General features: G+C 56.7%; 15 protein-coding genes and 7 pseudogenes. 8 read left to right on the top strand and 14 right to left on the bottom strand.

The genetic code is table 11. From position 1 onward, the window contains the following. Positions 1 to 16: 16 nt before the first annotated feature. From AM571_RS23080 to AM571_RS23060, 5 genes are all read right to left on the bottom strand, one after another. A complete protein-coding gene (locus AM571_RS23080; protein ID WP_004668623.1) occupies positions 17 to 913 on the bottom strand; it encodes an alpha/beta fold hydrolase in 897 nt (298 codons plus the stop codon). Further along, entirely contained in the window at positions 910 to 1,293 is a 384-nt protein-coding gene (locus AM571_RS23075; RefSeq protein ID WP_004668622.1) for a hypothetical protein, read from the bottom strand. Before AM571_RS23075 ends, AM571_RS23080 begins: the two co-directional genes overlap by 4 nt. Before the next feature lie 77 nt (positions 1,294 to 1,370). Then, positions 1,371 to 1,799 (bottom strand): carboxymuconolactone decarboxylase family protein, encoded by a 429-nt coding sequence (locus AM571_RS23070; protein WP_004668619.1) that lies wholly within the window; start codon positions 1,797 to 1,799, stop codon positions 1,371 to 1,373. Positions 1,800 to 1,876: 77 nt separating this feature from the next. Continuing rightward, a complete protein-coding gene (locus tag AM571_RS23065) occupies positions 1,877 to 2,761 on the bottom strand; it encodes an NAD(P)-dependent oxidoreductase (RefSeq protein WP_004668614.1) in 885 nt (294 codons plus the stop codon). Between the two features lie 314 nt (positions 2,762 to 3,075). Continuing rightward, entirely contained in the window at positions 3,076 to 3,756 is a 681-nt protein-coding gene (locus tag AM571_RS23060) for a GntR family transcriptional regulator (RefSeq protein ID WP_004668612.1), read from the bottom strand. 596 nt (positions 3,757 to 4,352) lie between these two features. On the opposite strand from AM571_RS23060, the gene AM571_RS23055 reads away from it, so the two are divergent. Continuing rightward, positions 4,353 to 4,688 carry a helix-turn-helix domain-containing protein gene (locus AM571_RS23055; protein ID WP_026188835.1) on the top strand — a complete coding sequence of 112 codons (336 nt, stop codon included), beginning with the start codon at positions 4,353 to 4,355 and terminating at the stop codon, positions 4,686 to 4,688. 160 nt (positions 4,689 to 4,848) lie between these two features. Beyond that, positions 4,849 to 5,174, top strand: a pseudogene (locus AM571_RS37600) (HipA domain-containing protein); the annotation flags it as partial. Between the two features lie 223 nt (positions 5,175 to 5,397). Here AM571_RS37600 and AM571_RS23045 read toward each other — a convergent pair. From AM571_RS23045 to AM571_RS23025, 7 genes and pseudogenes are all read right to left on the bottom strand, one after another. Beyond that, positions 5,398 to 7,098 (bottom strand): annotated as a pseudogene (locus AM571_RS23045) (DUF3141 domain-containing protein). Between the two features lie 37 nt (positions 7,099 to 7,135). Next, entirely contained in the window at positions 7,136 to 7,789 is a 654-nt protein-coding gene (locus AM571_RS37965; protein WP_004668605.1) for a DUF3141 domain-containing protein, read from the bottom strand. 402 nt (positions 7,790 to 8,191) lie between these two features. Then, positions 8,192 to 8,385 (bottom strand): annotated as a pseudogene (locus AM571_RS36525) (IS21 family transposase); the annotation flags it as partial. Positions 8,386 to 8,450: 65 nt separating this feature from the next. Continuing rightward, the gene (locus AM571_RS23040) at positions 8,451 to 9,980 is read right to left on the bottom strand and encodes a hypothetical protein (RefSeq protein ID WP_004668604.1); all 1,530 of its coding nucleotides are present in this window, start codon (positions 9,978 to 9,980) and stop codon (positions 8,451 to 8,453) included. Positions 9,981 to 10,452: 472 nt separating this feature from the next. Next, the gene (locus AM571_RS23035; protein WP_004668602.1) at positions 10,453 to 10,908 is read right to left on the bottom strand and encodes a hypothetical protein; all 456 of its coding nucleotides are present in this window, start codon (positions 10,906 to 10,908) and stop codon (positions 10,453 to 10,455) included. 31 nt (positions 10,909 to 10,939) lie between these two features. Next, a complete protein-coding gene (locus AM571_RS23030) occupies positions 10,940 to 12,451 on the bottom strand; it encodes a tyrosinase family protein (protein ID WP_004668600.1) in 1,512 nt (503 codons plus the stop codon). Positions 12,452 to 13,218: 767 nt separating this feature from the next. Next, a pseudogene (locus AM571_RS23025) lies at positions 13,219 to 14,373 on the bottom strand (IS256 family transposase). Between the two features lie 250 nt (positions 14,374 to 14,623). On the opposite strand from AM571_RS23025, the pseudogene AM571_RS37595 reads away from it, so the two are divergent. The 4 genes and pseudogenes from AM571_RS37595 to AM571_RS23010 form a co-directional block, all read left to right on the top strand. Beyond that, positions 14,624 to 14,748, top strand: a pseudogene (locus AM571_RS37595) (IS481 family transposase); the annotation flags it as partial. A gap of 878 nt (positions 14,749 to 15,626) precedes the next feature. Beyond that, positions 15,627 to 16,760 (top strand): phosphoribosyltransferase domain-containing protein, encoded by a 1,134-nt coding sequence (locus AM571_RS37590; RefSeq protein WP_011053330.1) that lies wholly within the window; start codon positions 15,627 to 15,629, stop codon positions 16,758 to 16,760. Positions 16,761 to 16,874: 114 nt separating this feature from the next. After that, the gene (locus AM571_RS23015; RefSeq protein ID WP_004675992.1) at positions 16,875 to 17,975 is read left to right on the top strand and encodes a cysteine protease StiP domain-containing protein; all 1,101 of its coding nucleotides are present in this window, start codon (positions 16,875 to 16,877) and stop codon (positions 17,973 to 17,975) included. A gap of 158 nt (positions 17,976 to 18,133) precedes the next feature. Continuing rightward, positions 18,134 to 18,883, top strand: a complete 750-nt coding sequence (locus tag AM571_RS23010; protein WP_004675991.1) for a hypothetical protein — start codon at positions 18,134 to 18,136, stop codon at positions 18,881 to 18,883. Positions 18,884 to 19,153: 270 nt separating this feature from the next. Here AM571_RS23010 and AM571_RS38215 read toward each other — a convergent pair. Continuing rightward, positions 19,154 to 19,501, bottom strand: a pseudogene (locus AM571_RS38215) (DUF4334 domain-containing protein); the annotation flags it as partial. 5 nt (positions 19,502 to 19,506) lie between these two features. Here AM571_RS38215 and AM571_RS37585 point away from each other — a divergent pair. Both AM571_RS37585 and AM571_RS23000 read left to right on the top strand, forming a co-directional pair. Next, positions 19,507 to 19,624 (top strand): annotated as a pseudogene (locus AM571_RS37585) (DNA polymerase IV); the annotation flags it as partial. 204 nt (positions 19,625 to 19,828) lie between these two features. Continuing rightward, entirely contained in the window at positions 19,829 to 20,086 is a 258-nt protein-coding gene (locus AM571_RS23000; protein WP_018447059.1) for a hypothetical protein, read from the top strand. Here AM571_RS23000 and AM571_RS22995 read toward each other — a convergent pair. Further along, positions 20,083 to 20,532 carry a hypothetical protein gene (locus AM571_RS22995; RefSeq protein WP_237358603.1) on the bottom strand — a complete coding sequence of 150 codons (450 nt, stop codon included), beginning with the start codon at positions 20,530 to 20,532 and terminating at the stop codon, positions 20,083 to 20,085. The two genes, AM571_RS23000 and AM571_RS22995, sit on opposite strands and share 4 nt — an antisense overlap. Positions 20,533 to 20,540 lie beyond the last annotated feature (8 nt).

Here is a 20,540-nt window from a genome sequence, read left to right as displayed (position 1 = left end):
CCTCCCGAGAAAAGGATCAGGCAACCTTAGACCGGGCTGCTGATGACTGTTGGATCTCCTCAAGAATCGGCAACAGATACTTCCGGAACTCGCTATAGTCCTCAGTAACGGGAAAATGTCCGAGCTTTTCCATTGTCCAAAACTTGGAGCCTTTGACCAGGTCTGCAGCAATCTTGGTATCGGCCGGGGACGTGTTTGGATCGTATTCGCCCGTGAGGAAGTATAGCATACATTTCGACGTATCGATTTTGCTGGCTTCTTCTGGCGACACATCGTGGTCGTAGTAGTAGTAATAAAGATCACCCGCGAAGATTCCCGGTCCACCGCAGCTGTATTCCCACTGGATTTCACGGACATTCGCTTCTGGCGAGTACGGTGAGATATTCAGCATCATCGCCGCACCGATGGAGGTGCGATTGACGTTTGGATTGTCGAACTCCCTGCGGATGCCAGCCATACCGACGTCGACGTACTCCGCCGCCGAGCGCAACGCACCTTCGACCGAGATCGTGGCGCGGAAGTTGTCCGGATAGTTCGATGCCAGGTCGATCGCGAGATGGCCGCCCATGGAGCTGCCCAAATAAACGGGGCGGTCTAGGTCGAGCGCTTTTGAGAGTTCGAGCTGGAAGTCCATCATGAACTTCTTGGTCATGTTGTATTCCTTCTCCCACCAGCGAACGCCGTAGGGGGGAAGGGACTTGCCGTGATACGGCAGATCGAACGCGATGACGCGAAAATTTTTCGTCACGTCGGAATCGCAAAGCATATGACGGTATTGGCGACCGTCGGACCCTGCCGTATGACCGACGAGAAGCGGAATCCCCTGGCCCGCTTCTTCGTAATAGACGCGGTACTCGATACCTTCTACGGTGAGATAGAGATAACGGCCGATAATGGGGTCAAACTTGGTCATGCTGCTGCTCCTTCAGAACGGGCATTGCGCATCAGGGTGGTCATGCGGTTGAGAGCAGGCAGATACGCGAAGGTTTCGTTGTTACTGCTAAGGTAGAGGCCATGCTTGATGTTTGATGACTGCAAGCACTGATAAAACGGCAAGGGTTTGTGCTGAAGCAGCGCCTCCCACTGTGAACCGGTCCCGCGTATGACGATAGTGCACTTGTCGTCGTCGTATTCGGCCTCTTCCACCTTTAGCAACGTACCGTCCTCGAAATGAAGCGCTACACTGCGGGTAGGGAAATCGCATTTTAATATACCGTTAAGATAACGAGTTTCGCGCTTGAACTCGAAATCCTCCCGCACGAATTCTATGAATTTCTTGAGATCTATCGCCATTTTAGGCTCCTCCCTTGTTGATAAGCGCTGAGAACTCCGCGCATGTTGTACATGCCCCCTCACGGGACAGCACATTCTCAAATGCCCATTTCGGTGAATACTTCCTGGGCATGCCTGAAACTGTCGATGCCTGCTGGCACACCAACGTAGATAGCCACCTGAAGGAAGATCTCCTGGATCTCCTGTTTCGTAACACCGTTGTTGATGGCGCCGCGGATGTGGCCTCTGAGCTCGTGCGGTCGGTTTAAAACCGCTATCATTCCAAGGTTGAGGATCGATCGAGCGCGACGGTCGAGGCCAGGTCGGTTCCAGATATTGTCCCAACAATACTCGGTGACGAGTTCCTGCATCGGCCAGGTGAAGTCGGTCGCCTTTCCGAGGGCCGCATCAACGTAAGCGTCCCCCATCACCTGCCGACGAGTAGCAAGTCCGCGCTTGAACTGCTCCGATGGAGCTGTTCGCTCGCCGGCCTTAGACCCCTTATCTTTCCTGTCCAAAGTGGCCATTGGGTTTCGCTCCCTTCATCATATTTGACAGATTATCAGACAATTTTCAACTGTCAGTTTGGCGTAGTTTTTCGCGGTCAGGCCTGATCTTTCACGAACTGCGCAATTTTCGTATGGTCGACATCGGGGCCTAAAGCATGCCGAGCAGCATCCCAGGCATCAGCGGTACCGGCCAATGTCGGCAGCTGGAGATTGAGCGCCTTCGACAAGTCCGCTGCAATCCTAATGTCTTTCGCCATAAGCCCCAAAGCAAAACCAGAGCCAAAAGTCTCCGAGAGGATGAACTGCTTCATCTTCACTTCTGTTGCGTTGTTCTTGCCAGACGACGAGTTGAGAATATCGACGATCGTTCTAGGATCGAGACCAAACGTTCGGCCAAGAAGAACGCCTTCGATAGCTGCCAGAACCCCGGCTCCCGATACGAAATTGTTGATGGCTTTCATGGCGTGCCCTGAGCCGATCGGGCCTGTCCTAAAAATCTGGCCGCCCATGGCGCACAGGATGGGATCAGCTTGATCGATATCGTCAGAAGCACCGCCTGCCATGATAGTAAGAGAGCCTTCGACGGCTCGCTTCACTCCGCCTGACACGGGAGCATCGACCAGCCGCAAGCCCTTCTGATGCAAGCGTTCTGCGAGCTCACGAGTATCATTGGGCGCCGATGAGCTCATGTCGATGACAAGCGCGTCAGCACTCAGGGATTGCCAGGCCCCATCCTTGAAGAGCGCGTCTTGAACAACCTTGCCGTTGGGAAGCATGGTAACCGCAACATCGGCCCCATTGAATGCTTCCGCTACCGTCTCTGCCGGAACGCCGCCGACGGCCGCGAACCTTTCCCTAGCCTCGGCCGATAGATCAAAGCCAGTGACTTCGAATTGAGCCGACAACAGATGTTGTGCCATCGGCCCGCCCATTGCGCCGAGACCAATAAAGGCGACGCGCAGATTTTTTCGTGGTGACAACGTCCCGCTCCCGAATGTGAGGCAAGCACAATCAGCTACCTCCGTTAGTGAGGAGTAGTTAACGACCTATCAGACAATCTGTCAATCGGAAAATTCATGCTTGGGCCGGCCCTCCCTCGCTACGACGCCAATTTTGCCGTCGCTTCTTCAATCACCTCACTTAAAATGACCGTGCAAGCAGCACCCATCTTATCGTCCGATGGACACCAGAGAGGTTGTTGCGTTGTCAAAAGCACCGTGCCCTGAAGGATTTAATTACACCCGGCCACCTCCAGCATCAGACAATCTGTCAATTTTCAGAAAATCTTATGGCATCAGCCTGAGGTGTTGTTGCGCAGGTACTCGAGTGCGACTTTCGCAGCCATATCAATGTGGTGCTTACAAGCGGCCGCAGCCCTGGGTCCGTTGCGATTTTGGATCGCTTCGGCAATCTCTTTGATTTCTGCAATGCTATGTTTGAGGCGCCCCGGTTGTGTCATCGAAGTCATGCGCAGAAGATTGATCCGGTTGTGCAGCGATGTTAGCATTTGCCTGACGAAGACGTTTTTGCTGCCATCCATCAAGCAGTCATAGAAGGCGTTTTTGGCAGCGATGAGCCTGTGTCCCACGCCGCTTTCCGCCGACGCTTCGAATTCTCTAACGGCATCTTGCAAAGTGGCAATATCTTCCGCCGTTCCATTTTCGGCGAACTGCTGACCAGCAAACCCCTCGAGCAGCGCGCGGACGGTGTAGAGCTGAGCGGCCTCCTCATAGGTTATGATACTGACAACTGGACCCTTGTGGGGGAAGCTTGTGATCAATCCCTCTGCCTCAAGCTGCCGAAGCGCTTCACGGACGGACGTGCGACCCACGCCGATCATTTCGCAAAGCTCGCGCTCGACGAGCCTTTGCCCCGGCTTGAACTTGCCCGTCGCAATAGCCTGTCTGAGCCTTTCTTCGACTTGCACTCGAAGAGAGGCATTTTGCCGAGCGACCTGCAGCTCCACATCTACCATGATCAATGTCCTACGTAGCACTAATGAATTTGAGCTAAATATATGGCTGCTTCGCGGGGAACTTTCAATCAGATTGTCTGATGAGCGGTCATTAGCAACTATTCTAGAGGATTGAGCCCGCTGTGTAGAGGTCGGCTTCCCGATCCATGAGGAACCGATCGGTTGGCGCGCCATAAGTGGAAATTCTAGTCCAAATGGCCTAGTTCAATTGGTGTCCTGATGGCCGACAATGTCCGCCCGCCGATTTCTCAAAACCAGCCACGGTTGCGACCCTGATCGACGAGGTGTCCACGGTCACCGACACCACCGCATCTTCCAGGAGCACCCGTTCGACTAAGGGCCGGGTGCAGCTTGGCAATCGGCAAAAGCCGCATCAGCAGACGATAGTGGTTCCGATCGCGCTTCCAGTCCGGAGGCGGCATCGATCTTGAGCACCTCAAGATCCGCCATCTTTCTTCGCCTGCCAGCCTGGCTCGTACTTGCGCTATCGCTCCCGCGATTCCCATTCTAACCACTTTTCTCTCTGACCATCTCTCTTGAAAAATTGTAACCTTCGTGCTACATATCTAGTGCAATCTGTAGTGCGAAGGTGACAAATTCCGACACCTCACAACGCTCCGGCCGCTGTGCGGCGCGCGCTGCGCAAACTGGGCGCAGACATCCACGACGCACGTCGACGTCGCCGCCTGCCTATGGCGGTAGTAGCCGAACGTGCCTTCACCTCACGCTCAACGCTTCAAAAGATCGAGGCCGGCGACACCAATGTCAGCATCGGCATCTATGCAGGCGTCCTCCAGGCACTCGGCCTGCTAGATGGGCTGAGCCAAGTCGCCGACATCCGTAACGACAGCGTCGGCCAGTCTCTGGCCAATGCAGAGTTGCCCAAGCACGCTCACCCAAGGCGATCACCGGGATCGTCACGCGATGGCTGATTTCGAAGTTCATCTCGACCTTCACGGCCGCACACGTCCCATCTGGCCCGGAGCAATCGCGCCCGTGGTGCCGAAACAATCGTGTTTGAGTATGATCGTGCCTGGCTCGAGGACCCCGGCCGCTTCTCGCTGCAGCCCGCTCTAGCTCTGAGCTGGGGAGAAAAATCACGGCTTTCTGTGGCTCAATAAAGCCAGCTGGTCGTTGTCCCCTGCCTATGACCTCAATCCAGTGCCTACGGATGTCAAGGCGCGCGCGCTGACGACAAACATTGATCTTGATGAAGGCACCTGCTCCCTTGACCTGCTGGAAGAAGCTGCAGGGCTCTACGCCCTAACGCTCGCCGAGGCTCGCGCGATCATTAAGGAAGTCGCGACACCGCAAGGTGGCGCGAGACCGCCAAGGCGGTCGGTGCGCGGTCAGCCGAGATCAACCGTATGGCCAGTGCGTTCGATCACGATGATTTGCAGCGAGCGCCAGCCCTATGACGAGAGCCTTCCTCCACAGTTTCAATCCGCCCTCTGCCGGCCCGATCACTGAACCGGATTACGGCATCGTTGCGTTGTAAAGGACGGATGTCCAATGGCAATTTTCCGATCTGCGGTCCTGGCTGAATTTGCGATGGAATTGTTTCAAGCGCCTCCGTGACCAACGAGCGAAAACCAATAATTATGTGATTCGGTGAGATCGAGACGCTACTCTACGAACAAACTATGTCACTGCCAGCGGATCCTCAATCACATCGACGATCGATGGCTGGCCAAGCACGTCCGCGAAGCGCTGTAGCATGGCAACAGTACTCGATGACATCTCCGCCCTGGAGCCCGGGATATAGCAAGCGGCTGCATAAGCGAGTTGCCGTTGCCTCGGTTCCGTTAGCAACAGCGGCAGCGTCTCCATTGCTTGCTCCGGCTCAAAGGTGACGATAGCCGTCTGCACGCGAGTGATTTCGGCCAAATGATCAGCGCTTAGTGAGCGGAAGGGCTCGTCCTCGGTCAGCACCCGTGACCAGCGCGCCAGGCGGTCGCGTCGGATCCCGCCACGATCGCTCACCAGGAGTACGACCATACGGATGATGGCATCGGCGAGTCCGCCGATCGCGATCCTCCTGAGCGCATTGGCGATGTCCGGCTGCCATCTCATATCGTCAAGTGTCGTCCCTTTGCGGTATGCTTCGTGGGGATTGTCAAAATATCGCTGCCAAGGGTTGTTCCAGATCATGTGAAACGCGAGCTCATAACCCATGTCGCGCCAGTCGCGCATGACCACGATCGCCTGTTCGACAGCCTTGAAATAGAGCGCTTCCGCAGCCAGGAAAGGATTTTCCGCTGCTGCGTTCGCCCGGGAGTTCCGTACCTGCTCTGAAATTGACTTATAGCCAACCATGATCGGATTCTGAGAAGACAGCAGCGATCGCTCCAGCCGCTTTGGATGGAACATTCGGCTGGCGTCTGCTGAGATGTCTGTGACCGCGGCCTGCACAAAGGGGCGGGCAACTGTGTGATAGATCTGCGCTTGCAGTTCAGAGACGCGGGCGACGGCAGCGAAGGGACCTCCATCGTCATGGCCATCGTTAAACTCACGGATATTCTCGAAGGTGCGCTCGATCAGTTCAACACTATAGCTCTTGTGTCCAGCATCTTCTTGAATGTCCGTGATGCGCATCTCGTAAAGGCCAGGCAACAACGCCTCAATTGCCTCGAGCGTGCTTGCAACCTCATTGTATTCTTTGTTGATTACTCTCGAGGAAACGAATGTACCGAGGTGACCGACGTCGTTGTGTACCATATAAATAATGTGCTGGCCGAGAAGGCGGATTTCCTCCTCGTTGTCATAGATTTCGGGGATCCAATTCAGCGCCTGCTGCGGCGGCGTTACATTGTCGCCATGACTGGCAAATATGATAATAGGCGCCCTGATCTTCTTAAGGTCGAAATGCCGCCGGTCCGGCTCCCCATACGCCTTGTTGTGCGCCAGTCGATTACCAACAAAGAGGTGCTCAACTATCCAGCGGATCTCGTCTCCCCGCATCAGGCAGAAGCCGCCCCACCACTTCTCAGCCTTAAGGAAGGCTTCGCTCGCCGCATCCACATCTCGGAACAGTTCGACATACTTCATGAATAACTGGCGCTCGGGATTGAGCGTTTAGAAATTCTGTACGAGATGGGCGCCGTCGAAGATGCCTCCGCCCAGATCTGACAAAAACATGGTTATCCAAGCTCCCCCGAAGAGGCCCGCCATGTAGCGGAGGGTATTTTCACCGATATTTCCCGAGGTAGGTGTCACCGGCGATCCGTTGAGGATGATCGGGCCAGCTAAGTCGAGATTTGTCGCAACCATCAGAAGGGTAGCCCAGCCAGCTTGGCAGTTGCCGACTACGACTGGAAGGCGGGCAAGCGGATGCAGGCGCATGACCTCACGAACAAAGGCCGCTTCCGCATACGTGACATTAGAGAGATACTGCCCCCCCCTCTGGCTCTCGGCGGAAGGACACCAAATAAACCGGGTGACCTTCCCGGAACGCTACGCCGACCTGGCTGTCTTCTTTGTGGCCACCGACGCCGGGACTATGTCCGGCGCGCGGGCAAATGATTATGAAGGGGCGCTTCGTGTCATCGACGTTAACACCTTGGGGCGGGATCATTCGAAGTAACACGTAATTGGATTTCAAGGGCAGATCGTTTCCATCCATAACTGTCTCGTAGTCGCAGAAGAAAACCGGCGGACAGCCTGCCGCTTCATGTTCGAGGAAGATGTCGCCGCGCTGTCGGAGAAGATCCATGCACAATATGGCGCGCTCACTAGCGTCGCGCAGGTATTCCGCCCAAGCGTAGCCCAAATTCCCATTGCCGTGCACCTCGCGTAGACTCTCGGCAAGACGTTCGGCCTCAGTAAAGAGCTTTCCCTGGCGGGTAGAGTGGCTGTCGCACATGACTTGCACGCGGCGCAATAAGGCAACCTGCAGAATTTTAGCGGTTTCAGCGCCCGCTTCCGCCAAGCGTTGGAACATCGGGAATAGACTTTGGGTCACTTGGCTCTCCAGTTCCGTGGATGGCGCTTCAATCCACCGGAGCGGGTTTAGAGATGTAAGAATATCCGCCATCGTTTCAACTCCTCTATGGTTATGATCCCGTACGCATACATACGTGCCAGATCGATCGTGCTTCCGTCTGGCGAGGTGCTCGGTAGGCAATGCCGACGCCTAGGAAAGCAGTTTGACGACTTCCGACCCCAACGAGTTACCGCCGCATTCATCCCCTGCAATGTCTATGCCAAGCACTGGGTCAGCCAGCTACGCCGGGAGAGGGGCAGCAAGCTCGTCGCCAGGGAATGCCACACAAAGTCTTCATTCAGCCTGGATCAGCAGTTTCTCCCAGCTCGTTGGAGACTATCGGAGGACAGGAGGTGATGGATTCGCCTGCGGTGTGGGATCCCACCAACTAGGATGTTTCAGCGGCCGTCCGCGTGGCTTTGGTTGGGGCTAAGGCTGGTGGTGGCATGGTTTATAGACGATGCCTTCTGTCTGACGCTCACCGATGACGGCAGTCTTCATCCGGTCGCAAAGCACTCCCGCGGAGCGCCGCCGAGAGCCTCGAAGGCCGCGATGTGGAAACGCAGGCCGGTCATCTCATGCATGACGAAGCGTGCCCAGATGGGACGGCTATGACCCGGCACTATCGTGAACTGCCAGATGATCCTCGGCGCCAGTTAAAGTGCCGATCGCGTGACACCGCCATTTTCGCTGGCGTTAGTGTTGGTCAGGTTTACAGCAGATCACCGATAACAGTGGACAGGTTAAACGGAACGATTCCGATCTCACCACGCGGCATCCTGTCGAGCAAGTCGACCGTGCGGGCAAAGGTTTCGACTTGCTGAAAGGCGTAATCAGGGTCGAGCCGGTCCAAGCCTCCGCCCGGCAAGACCTGGCAAAGATAGTCCGGTATCGGACAGCTTGATATCGTCGGAATTCCTGATGCGTATAATGGCTGTCCTTCGCCCAACATCACCTGCGCCGCCGCTGGGGCGACTATCAGCGCGCGTACCTTTTTGCGCCCGCGTGCGGCAGCGATGTACACGCCACTCATCGACTTATTACTGGTATAGATCAAATCGAGTTCCGGCTTCCCGGTGGGCGCGGGGTGCCCTTTTGCAAAGTCATCTCGCCACTCGGTACATCCAAGATGCTCAATCGTAGCTCCTGCAACGGCTTTAGCATGGCCGGGTTTGCCGTCCCACAATTCTGGATGCATTTCGAGCCAGGTCGCCGTCGCCTGATTCCCGTGGCGGCCGAACTGGGCAAGCTGGAAATGACCCGTGACGAGTACGAAGACGAGGCTTCGGTTGCGGGCAGATTTCGGTAGCGAGGAGAAATAATGCGCCAGAGCGAGTACCCCAGCACCGCCGTTCTCTTCGCACGCATTAGGTCCATCGGTGTGGGTGTTGATGATGATTGTCTCAAGCAGGTTGCAGCCCGGCAAAACCGCATAAATCGTATCGGTCGCAACGTCTTCCAACGTGCCATCCAAGGTCAGGCGACCGCTCAAACCGTGCTTGATCGCGGCTTTGATCCGCTCTCCTTCAGATTGCGCCACCCATATTGCAGGTAAGCCCCAATACGGTGTGGTGAATGGCAGCACCTGCCCCTTCAACTGCACTTCCGAGACGCCTTCGAAAATGCAAACGACGGCTAAAACCCCTGCTTCACGCGCCTTGTCGATCGGTACGCCAAGCAAACCGGTGATAAGCGGCGTGGTTACGGCTTTGGGAAAGTCTATGCCTTCCGGCAGGCTGCCGCGTCGATTGGTCACCAGTTCGAGGAATGCCGCCAGATCCCGACGCTTTACCGTCACCACCGCAATTTTGCCGCGGGCTTTCTCAAACGCCTGAACCCGACCGTTGAAAAGAACCATCTTACCCGAGATACCGCCGGGAGGTGTAAGCCCGGAATACGGGAACGGCGCCGCTACCTCAATTACTTCACCATTTGACAGTTTGAACGCGGTGGTTCGTGGCATCCACCGGCGCATCGTGAGTTGATCGCGCTTCACCTCAAGGCCCATCCCTCTCAACTCACCAGCAAGATAATCGATTGCCCGTGCTTGCGCCGGGCTGCCGGTCAATCGGGGGCCGAAACTGTTGAGCCTTTTGATCCAACTCCAAAGTTTCCGCTGATCAGGGAGTGCGGGGATGGACGGCTTTCGCTGCTCACTGAATCCGGTGCTGGGAAAAGCCGGGAATACGATCCCGGCGAGAAGAGCAGTGAGCCCAACAGTCGAAAAATCTCTTCGTTTCAAGACTAACCTCCGCGCCTCTCTATCACGATACCTATGGCCGCACGCCGCCCGTGTCCTTGCAAATCCAGTGCCATTAAAAGCACACGTCTAATCTTCAGTTTTGAATTGAACGCGCAGTCTGAATCGGTTTTGGACCGCGTGCGAAGTCAATGCAGCTTTCGGACAGACTCCGCGCAAGCATCTGAAGTGGTTGAAGAGTCACTTTACTGATCTAGGAACGCGTCGTTGGTTCAATGCCTTTAAGAGCGACTTTATCTTGAGCCTAGTCTCGGGTCGGCCAAAAACCTTTGCCTGCTTGCAGACGACCATCAGTCGCCGAATGCAGCGGCAAGACTGTAAACTGTTGACCACGATAGGCGCTGCGCGTTGGACCTTTGTCACAACAACCTATCAAAACCCTCTATTTTATCCGGCGGACTTTCATTGCCGCCAAGGTTCTGGAGCTAGCGGCAAATCAGCCCCGACTGCCAATCTATTCGATGCTTGCGTCGCTGATAGTGATGCTGGCGCCCGAACCGCCGCCTGTTTGAGGCTCCAGCCGGATAATGACGGTCTGTGGCTGACGGCAAGACGGGTCATCGGGCAAGGGAAACCCAAATCGTTGAGGCTTTGCCCCGTCCAATACCGAAAACGCCTTGTTCGGAAAAATACCAAACCTACCAATTTCGCGAACGTTACTGCCGCAGTCAAGCGAAACGACCGTCGTCACTGGTCCTGAAGTCGACGGTTCATAACCAGTGACAGTAAGGACGACCCGCGCACTGGTATCAGCCGATGAGTGGACTGCTCTGCTCGATATGGTTATCGTCGCGGGCTTACTGGTCGTTGCCCGCATGTCGCTCTCGTTAGCTTGAACCGGGCTGACGATGCGCAGCATCGATAATGCCGCCGCACGAATAGCGATAAGCACCCAACGATGATAGCGCATCGATGTCTCCACAACCCAGCCAGTCCGGATGTTAGGCGGACACTATGGCTATTTCTAGCTTTGCGGGCTCTACGGCGCCGGGTTTGCCCGCTCCCGATCCGACAGGAATGAGCTGCAGGTCGATGGCCTCGCCATCCGTCTGCCCCCTTCCGCCGTAAACCCGCTGGATCGCGTCCGTCAGATCGAGGACGAAGGATGGTTTGCGATGATGGTCGCCGTCATGACCGAGAACGGCGAAAGAACCGACGTAATGGGGATCGGTGACGGGCGTATCGGCCTTAAGGTCGTTCTTGCCGAGAAACACCCGAACGCTGGTCGTGCTGGCACTGGTGATCTCGACATCGCGCAGGAATGCCAGCACACGAGGAGCGGAGGCCGCCTGCTCCTGTGCCGCGCCGAAATCCATTGTATCCATGCCGGATGGCAGAGGCGGTTGGCGGACGATCTCCTGCAATGCGCCCGCCGGGATCTTGATCGGCAGCGAAAGCGGCACGTTTTCCGTTGCCGCCTTGCTGTTGTCCGTGGAGGTGGTCGTCACGCCGGCGACTGCAGCATCGGTCGCCGTCGCCGCGATCACGGACGTGAGTTTATCGTTCAGGGCCAGCGTTTTGGCGCTCGCCGCCGCGACCTTGAAGTAGGTCCGGAAACCATAATTGTATCCGAGTTCCTCTGGAACATAAAGGTCAGAGACCTTCGGGGACCAGAAGTTGCCGTCGACATCGTAAAAATTGTCGGTGAACGGCATGTCGGCCCAGAGCCGATCCGTGCTGTTGGCGTTGCGCAAATTCCACGTCGCCCAGATGCGGTCGATGTTGCAATGATGCATGAAGAAGATCGGATCGCGGGGCGACGACATTTCCGGCATCCAGCCACCGATATTGTTGTGCACCTGATTGTGCGGTGTGTATTCCAGCGTCCCCTGCGTGCCGCTGCTGGTGGTGACCCAGGAAGGATCGAGTGAGTTCTGTCCCTGGGGGCGGGTGGTGCCGAAGACCTCGTATGGCTTCGCCGTTAGGATGGTGTTGAGAACCTGTGGCCCAACTATATTGTCCGGCATCGGCTGCGTGATTGGCCAGGTGCGCGACGAAACATAAAGTGGATTGTCCTTGCCGTCGGGCGTCTTTTGCATTGTGAACACTTCGGGCAGGTACGGATTGTCGGTCCAGTCCCAGAACGGCATAGCGAAATCGTTGTTCTTGGTCACGTGCCGAACGATGCGCTCGTACATAGCCGTATAGGCCCTGTGCCACGGCAGGAAATACCAGTTGCCATGCGGGCAGTATTTGACGACGTCACCGCTGCCGTGAATTTTCGAGAGGTTGACCCAGTTGAATTTGTCGCTGGCGGGAAGGGCGTTGAGAAGGCGCACTGCGTCGCGATAGGTCTCGATGATCGGGTCGTTCCAGGCCAAGCCCTGCAGTGAGCGCCGCCAAGGGATTGACGGTATCTGCGCGAAGGCTTTTGTCCCCGGTAGGCCGCTGGCGAGCAGGCCTGCTGCAATGACGCCACCCTGAACGATGACATGTCTGCGTGTGATGCTCATCTTACTCTCCCTTGGATTTGAATTGTCCTTCGCCAAGATTAATGCCGCTTTTAGGACGGTTCCGCGCCGTCTGGGCGCGGGAGCAGTGGGCAATTCGCACCACCATAGAGCTTGCGTTGGCTCTTTCTGAGTTTCGGTGAATCGGCGGCACGAGAAATGAAGCAAGCGACGTGCCACTCGAAAATGCAGCGTAAAATGCGAGCTAAAAACGCTACTACCGATCGTCTTCCTGCATTCCAGTTGGAATCCAGATTCCGGAAAACTTAGTATCGCATTCCATGATCGTTCGAGCGACGGCTTGCCGACCAGCCACGGCAAGCACGTTCGGTTGCGAAAACCTCAAATGATCAAGCTGAAACAGTTGTTCAGACCGGTGAGAGGGCCCAAGATGCTGAAAACGCCCTGTGCGACGATAGAGAAGCACGCATCTCGAACAGGCTTTCGCTATCGGACCCCCAGCAATGACGGAGCCGTAGCCCGCTCGCTCTCAAATTCAAAACTGCGAAGCAGGCACCACTCCGTGGCTTGACGGGTGCGTAGAGCAGAGCGGGACAAACCGATTGTCGTGATCTCGACAAATGCGACAAAGGGCGGCGGCTGTCCGACATTTGCGAGAATAGCGGCGGGATCTCCGCGCGGGAACAACGGGCTCACCAAGTGATCCCACTTTCAGTCCCATTGTGCCCACTCATTCGGGCTTACTGTCGGACCCTATCGAGACCTCGCCGCAGCTGCGAAGCCCCACTCATATCCGTTTGAATTTGGCATCAAGGCTTGACGCTTGCCGTCCACACGGGGCAATTCGGGCAGTGTATTAGCCTGCTGTCCCGCTCGTTTCCTGACCCGACATCACAGCGGGGCAGGCCGATTTGGGGATCATCGCTCATTTGGGCCATGGTCTCAAGCGTCATATACCTGGCGCGTTGAACGGCCCATTCATCATTCTGTTCGAGCAGCAATGCACCGACGAGACGGACGATGGCTTCGTCGTTCGGAAAGATGCCGACGACCTCGGTGCGTCGCTTGATTTCGCCGTTGAGACGCTCAATTGGATTCGTCGAGTGCAGCTTTGCCCGGTGCTCTTTCGGGAAGGTCATGTAGGCGAGCACGTCCTCTTCAGCGTCGTCCATGATGGTGGCAAGCTTCGGCACTTTCGGCCTGATTTGATCGGCGACACTGCGCCATTGTGCGGCTTGCTGCCTCCGGGGTCTCCTGGGCAAAGGCCGTCGCGATGAAGGCGGATACGACCCGCCTGCCGCTCTTTCCAGCATGCGCGAGCACGTTCCTCATGAAGTGAACCCGGCACCTTTGCCAAGTGGCATTGAGAACCTTGGAAACGGCAGCCTTGATGCCCTCATGTGCATCAGAGACAACAAGGTTCACACCACGTAATCCTCGACGTGTCAGCCTGCGCAGGAATTCCGTCCAGATCGGTTCGGCCTCCGAGGTGCCAACTTCCATACCCAGGACCTCGCGCCGACCGTCGTTATTGACGCCGACCGCGATAATGACGGCGACTGAGACGATGCGGCCGCCACGCCGGACCTTGAGATAGGTCGCGTCCACCACAGGTCGTCGACAGAACGAGTCGAGATTCCCTGGATATACGCTTCCTGGATAACGGCCGTCAGAGCTTTCTCTGCCATGCGGCGCGGTTCAAGGAAGCTCGGAAAGTAGCTGCCCTTGCGCAGCTTCGGAATGCGAAGCTCGACGGTGCCAGCCCGCGTCTCCCAATCGCGGTCACGGTAGCCATTGCGTTGAGTGAGCCGCATCGGGTTCTTCACACCGAAGTCAGCACCCGTGGCCGAGCCGACCTCCAACTCCATCAGCCGCTCGGCAGCAAGACCGATCATCTCACGCAACAAATCTGCATCGGCACTCTTCTCAACAAGCGAACGCACGTTCATCATGTCATTGGTCATCGGTGATCTTTCCGTCAGGTTGGTCTTGAACAACCCGACCCTAGCGGAAAACACTGATGGCCGCCCGCAAAGCCGATCACCCGCTACAGCGCAACGAGAAGCGCGCGGGCGCTCGGCTTTACTCCCTACCGTCAGCTACACCAGGTGCTGGGACACGATCCGCGTTGCCGGTTGCTCACACCGCGCCACTTGGCGTATCAAAACCGCCGAGGCTCTAATCGCCGCTGGATGAAAGTTCAGTGGCAGGTCACGCAGGCTCAAGACCCTCAAGGGCCTCACACTACGAGTTCGTCTGCAAGACATAGACTTCGCAGCCTGAACGTTTCACCCTCGATCCGCTCCATGAAAATGCCGGGACTGAACAACGACGGCTGAGTGCAGGCATCAAGACTTAAGTCTGTCGTAAAGCAGACAAAGCGAATACAAACGTGGTGCGAACTGTCGGCTATTGGCTGACACGAAGATGCAGAACCCTCGACGTGCTGGAGGTGCCCCAGGCACCTGCTATCATCGCAGGTTGGGGCCAAGGCTGGCCTGCTCTGATCCCCGGTAGTGGGCGGGGTACACCCTGCCGATTTCAATGAAGCTACGCCTTTTTTCCCGGCTGATCTCGTCCACCGTTCAAAGGCCCAACCGCCACGTCAGCAGCGTTTAGGCGAATATACGCTCCAGCATCTCTCTTAACTGCAGCGCTTCGCCGCCATCTGAGGTTTCGCGACCGCACGCGCTTGCCATGGCAGGTCCCGCAATCCGTCGCCCAAAGCCGTTATGGATGCAATACGAAATTTCCCGGCAATCTGGACATCTGCCGCGTGAGACCTGGAATGCAATATTCGAGTTCTGGTGCCTATTCAGCTCGCATTCGTGCTGCATGTCCGAGTGGCACGTCCCTTGCTTCACTTCATGCTACTGATTCACCGCAGAGAGCGAGGATGAACTGACGTAAACTCTATTTCTATCGCCCCAGTCGCTTTGTCGGAGATGGGTCACGAGCCGCATCGACGGGGCAGGAAGGCCTCAGATCGGGATTTAGCCCCAACGAAGCTGAAACCAGGGAGGCGCTCGCGCCGTGCTGGCCTTCGCGCCAAGGGCCGGCGAATTCTCCTGCGATATCGTGGCGCGGATGCACTCTGAGCCTCGAGAGGTAAGTGCTACCCTGCTCGTCAACGAGACGCCAATGAGCGTGCGGCGTCACGGAAACATATGGCACGGATTTTTTCCACGGTAAACGTCCGTACTTTCGAAAGCTGGCAATGGTGAATCCTTCAACATACTCTGCGCAACTCGCCGACGGCACTATCTCGGTTCACGTGGATCGAAGCCTTGTACCCCCCATCGAGATGTTCGGCTTCGGGCAGCGAATCAACCCGAACCGCTCGTTTCTGTTTGTTTCCAAGGTTCTTGGTCGATTCCTGCCGATCCGCCCTTCGGTCATGGGAAATGCATTCGACCTCCTTGCACGTCAGATTCCTGCCGATATTCCTGGTCCGGTTTTGTTCATCGGAATAGCCGAAGCGGGCATTGGCCTTGGTGCGGGTGTCCATCGGCGGTTCCGCGAACTCACTGGTCGCGGCGATGCAATATATATCTGCTCCACTCGCCATGATCTTAAACTGCCGCTGCTGTGCGAATTTGAGGAAGAGCATAGCCATGCCCCGCGGCACCTCCTGCACGAACCATGCGAGGCAAGGCTCCGCGACTTGGTTCATGGTGCGACCGGCTTGGTACTCGTTGACGATGAGGCTTCGACAGGTAAGACATTTGCCAACATCTTCGCTGCCCTTCCCGCAAAAATTCGTTTGAAGCTGAAGCACACAGTCCTACTTACGCTTACCGACTGGTCAGAAGGCGCTGCCCGCGCGGAGATCACGGGAACAGTCAGTGAGGCTACTATCGTTTCCGGACGGTACAGTTGGACTCCGCGTGGGGATTTCACGGCAGCTACTCCGCAGGTCCCTTCCTGTGACCGTCCTAAGCGGCCCGAGGTCTGTCCCGACGTCGCTCGAGACTGGGCGCGTCTCGGCGTCGTCGATCACTTGCAGGGTCTCAATGCAAACGCTGCCGATGACGGGATTACCCTCGTACTCGGAACGGGCGAACACGTGTGGCAGCCCTTCCTGCTTGCGGAGCGCTTGGAAAAGGAGGGCGCTGAGGTTTTCTATTCATCCGTGACGCGTTCTCCCCTGTCGAAAGGCCACGCGATCGGTTCAGTACTTTCGTTCTCCGACAACTACGGCGGAACAGTTCCACATTACCTCTACAACGTCGATCCAGCGCTGTACTCGAAAATTATACTCTGCTCGGAGACAGGCCCGGAAAATGTCTGTGCCAGCCTGATGTCCGCACTGGGCGATCCCATTGTCCTTTCAGACGTAGAAGGTGAATGAAGCCGCCTTAGGCCATGCGGTCTGCCGCTTCGAAATCGGCTCACTCGATCGGACATTTCCGCCAGTCCACGGCGACACAACACTGCTGTCGCGTTATCTAAGGACATCACTCCCATGGGGGATACCTATGACAGCATCGCCTCCCCTGCCACACTAGGCTCCTACGCCGAATACGACGTGACGCTCCTTCTCAAGAGAGTGGATATTCAGCCTACTGACACGGCCACGAGGGAAGAGGCCATCCAATCCGGGCGGCGGCATTACTCGGAAATGATTTCCGCCGAGATGGCCCCGACCCGCGAATACATGGAGCTGTTTGCTAAGGCCATGGCCACTGGTGGCCCGCGCATGGGCGCCGAGACGGCACGCCTCGCCCTCGCGATCGTGCAGTCGGTCGAGGGTCCTATTACCCTTGTCAGTTTGGTCCGCGCCGGCGTGCCCTTCGGCATCCTTCTCAAGAGGGCCATCGCCTTACTCGGCCGGGACGTCGGACACTACGGGTTGTCGATCATTCGCGACAAGGGCGTTGACGACGAGGCTATGCGCCACATTCTTGCCAGGCGTCCTGTCGAGAGCATCGTCTTCGTAGATAGCTGGACGGGCAAAGGAGCAATTGCGAACCAACTCGAAAAGAGCTTCAAGGACTACTCAGACCGGCCTGCGCGGCTAGTTGTATTGGCCGACCCCTGCGGCTGCGCATGGCTCGCCGCATCGGGCGACGACTGGCTTATTCCCTCCGGAATGCTAGGATGCACCGTATCCGGGCTTATCAGCCGCTCGATCCTCAACGCTGCCCTCGTCGGTCCCGGTGACTTCCACGCCTGCGTCCAGTGGGATAATCTCGCGGAACACGATATTTCCCGATCATTCGTGGATGGTATGTGGAATGATGTCTCCACTGTGATTGCAACCGAAATCCCGAGCGTCTGGAGTATCGAGACCCGCCGGGCGCATCGCGATGCCGCCGCCGCTGCCGTCGCCTGGGTGATGGGGGAGGACGCCGTAACGAACATCAACCGAGTAAAGCCGGGCATTGCGGAGGCGACCAGGGCCATCCTGCGACGTGTGCCGGAAAAGGTGTACGTCTCGTCGCCAACCGATCCAGAACTCGCGGCCCTCATGTACCTGATCGACAACAAAGGCGTCCCGTATGTCGTCTCCCCTAGAAAGATCGCCCCCTACCGCGCCGTCACGCTGATCCGGCACGTCTCCTAATCTCCACGTATGTCTACTTACGAGCTCGGCGCGCAGGTCAAGGAAACTGAGATGTGACAAATTCCGTATCGTAAAATTCATTGCCAATGGAGAATCCGCGAAAGCTCACATCTGGCAATCGATCAAATATTTAACCAGTCGCATTTTGGAGTACGCATATGAAGCCCATTGCTCTGGTGGACCTCGACGACACCTTGTTTCAAACCAAGAAAAAGATACCGGAGATTGCGGAAGCCGATCTGGTATTGGCGTCCAAATCCATTAATGGAAGCAACTCCTATATGACGAAGATTCAAGCTGCCTTTGTCGAGTGGCTGCTCGTCTCCACGGAGGCCATCCCGGTTACGGCGCGCGGCTCTGAGGCTCTTTCGCGCGTTACGATCGCGTTTGAAAGCTACTCAATCGTATCGAACGGTGCCGTCATCCTCAAAAAGGACGGCAAGCCTGACGCCGAATGGCATGAGGTCGTCGCAAGGGAGCTCCGGCCGCTTGCCGGCTTTTTCGATAAGCTCCTCGATGAGGGCAGGACCAAGGCGAGGGAACTTGGCGTCCACATCCGGTGCTGGTCGGTGATGGAAGCTGATCTCGCGACATATGTTGTCTTCAAAGAGATTGACGGAGACGGCTCACGCCTTGAAGAGATTGTGCCGATCATTCGAGAAAAACGGGGTTGGGTTCGACACCACAACGGCAATAACCTTGCGCTAGTTCCGCCTGCGATCTCAAAACGGGTGGCCTCACAATTTCTGCTCAAAAAGCTTCGGACGGAGCATCCAGGTCGCCCAGTGATCGGCTACGGTGACAGTGTGAGCGACTTCTCCTACCTGTCCCTCTGCGACTGGTGGGGCGCTCCGGGTAACTCTCAAATGACAGACCTTGTCGTTTCCGCTGTTGCGCGTGAGAGATAGGTGACACGCGTACTGCGAACGTGGTGATATGTGAGGAGGGTGCAGGAATGATCCTGCACCTCCAGTCTTTTAGTAGAAACTTCCTATAGGTAAAACGCCGCGCCATATCGCGGTAAGAACCATGGCAAGCGCGGCGAGGATCGCGAGATTCCCGTCGGCTTTTACCACGAGTACGTAGAGCTTGTATTTCAGCATGATATGACCTTTCGATGAGCTCATTAGGAACTGCCGTCTCGACGGTTCGTGCCTTACTTGCGCAGAGCGAAATTTCGCGCCCATGATCCTCTCGGCGTCGATCCGCCGGAAATGGTCGACGATGGGTTGATCGTCATAGACCATGGCCGCGCTCTTGACGCAGCCGAACATCATGGCCTTCAAAGACGCGACCGGGCCCTCGCCCGCAGCCGGCGCTGGAGATAGGAAAACTTGGTTGCTTGCCAAACGCGTCCTGTCGATCTTATAAAAACGCAACGTTAGCCGAAGCGGGATCCATTTGGGATCCACGGCAACCAGCCGCCGGTCTCCCGCTCGAAACAGCAGCACATCGGCGCGCATGTCCGGCGTGAACCGTTTGCCGAACCAGCCAAGATCTTCGAGCACACCATCGAACGATGCCCCGTCGATTGGCGACTGTCTATCCATTCAAGCGGCCAGTGCGGCTGCTCGGCGTCACGCTTTCAACGCTGACGACCTCCGATCGGCAATGCACGACCCCAGTCCCAACTTGATCTCGGGCTCTGACGGCCCATCGCCCCGAAATAGAAAAGCCTGCCGCGGGAGGAGGTGCGGCAGGCTTTCCTAAAAGAACCGAACGGCGACCTGGGAGGAGGAGTGCCGCTGTTCCCACAGACGTCCCTTTGGGAGGAGGAGTGGGCCGTCTAAACTTCGAAGCGTTGCGGGAGGAAGCATCGCTTCGATGAAAATAGCAATACTCGGGCCAGCGCCATGAAGCCAGCGTCTATGTTGCACTGCAGCTATGCACCCGCCGCAACAATCGGCAGGACATCGAGCATTCCTACCCCTGATTTTGTCGGCGGCTCTGCCGCTGTTACAGAGTGGAACCGCTACAACGTCAATTTCGATATCGAAAGCCCCAAGAAGGCCGTGACAGTTCGCGGCGGCCCTGCCGTCATGGAAAGTAGCGCCGCTGGAGACGGTGGCCGGCAGCTAAGCTGGATCGGTGCGGTTCGCGACAGTCATTAGGGGACACCCGGTGACAGACAGTATGAAGTGGCAGTCGCTCCCAGAAGCGCAAGATGTTCTGCGGGTATGTTTTCACCGTTAAGACCCGGCTGTACAATCCCGATCCGGTACTCGATGAACTTGCGTTGGGCAGCCTTTCGAAGCGTGGCCAAGTCATTCAGGCTGCCTCGAATGAAACGGGCCCGGCCCTTAAGATGTGATGTTTCTCTCACGGTCAGGTGGTTGATGAGGTTCTTCAAGCTCCATGTCCCCTTCACCCCCTTCTGTGCTTGACCGCAAACGAGGTAAAGATCGTCCGCCCGGCGCCCCATTACTGCCTGCGAGTATTTCAGATGCCAGAGAAGTACGGTGACGGTATCGTCCGTCTCCTCGATCGCCACGACGTCCGCGCTCTCCCAGGTGTCATCGTCATCTCTTCCGGGAGAGTGGGCAGACAATCCTCGCAATGGGCGTT

This window comes from Rhizobium etli 8C-3 (assembly GCF_001908375.1).
GTDB lineage: Bacteria > Pseudomonadota > Alphaproteobacteria > Rhizobiales > Rhizobiaceae > Rhizobium > Rhizobium etli_B.
The sequence above is the reverse complement of the archived record's forward strand: the minus strand, read 5'-3'. Positions and strand labels throughout refer to the sequence as shown.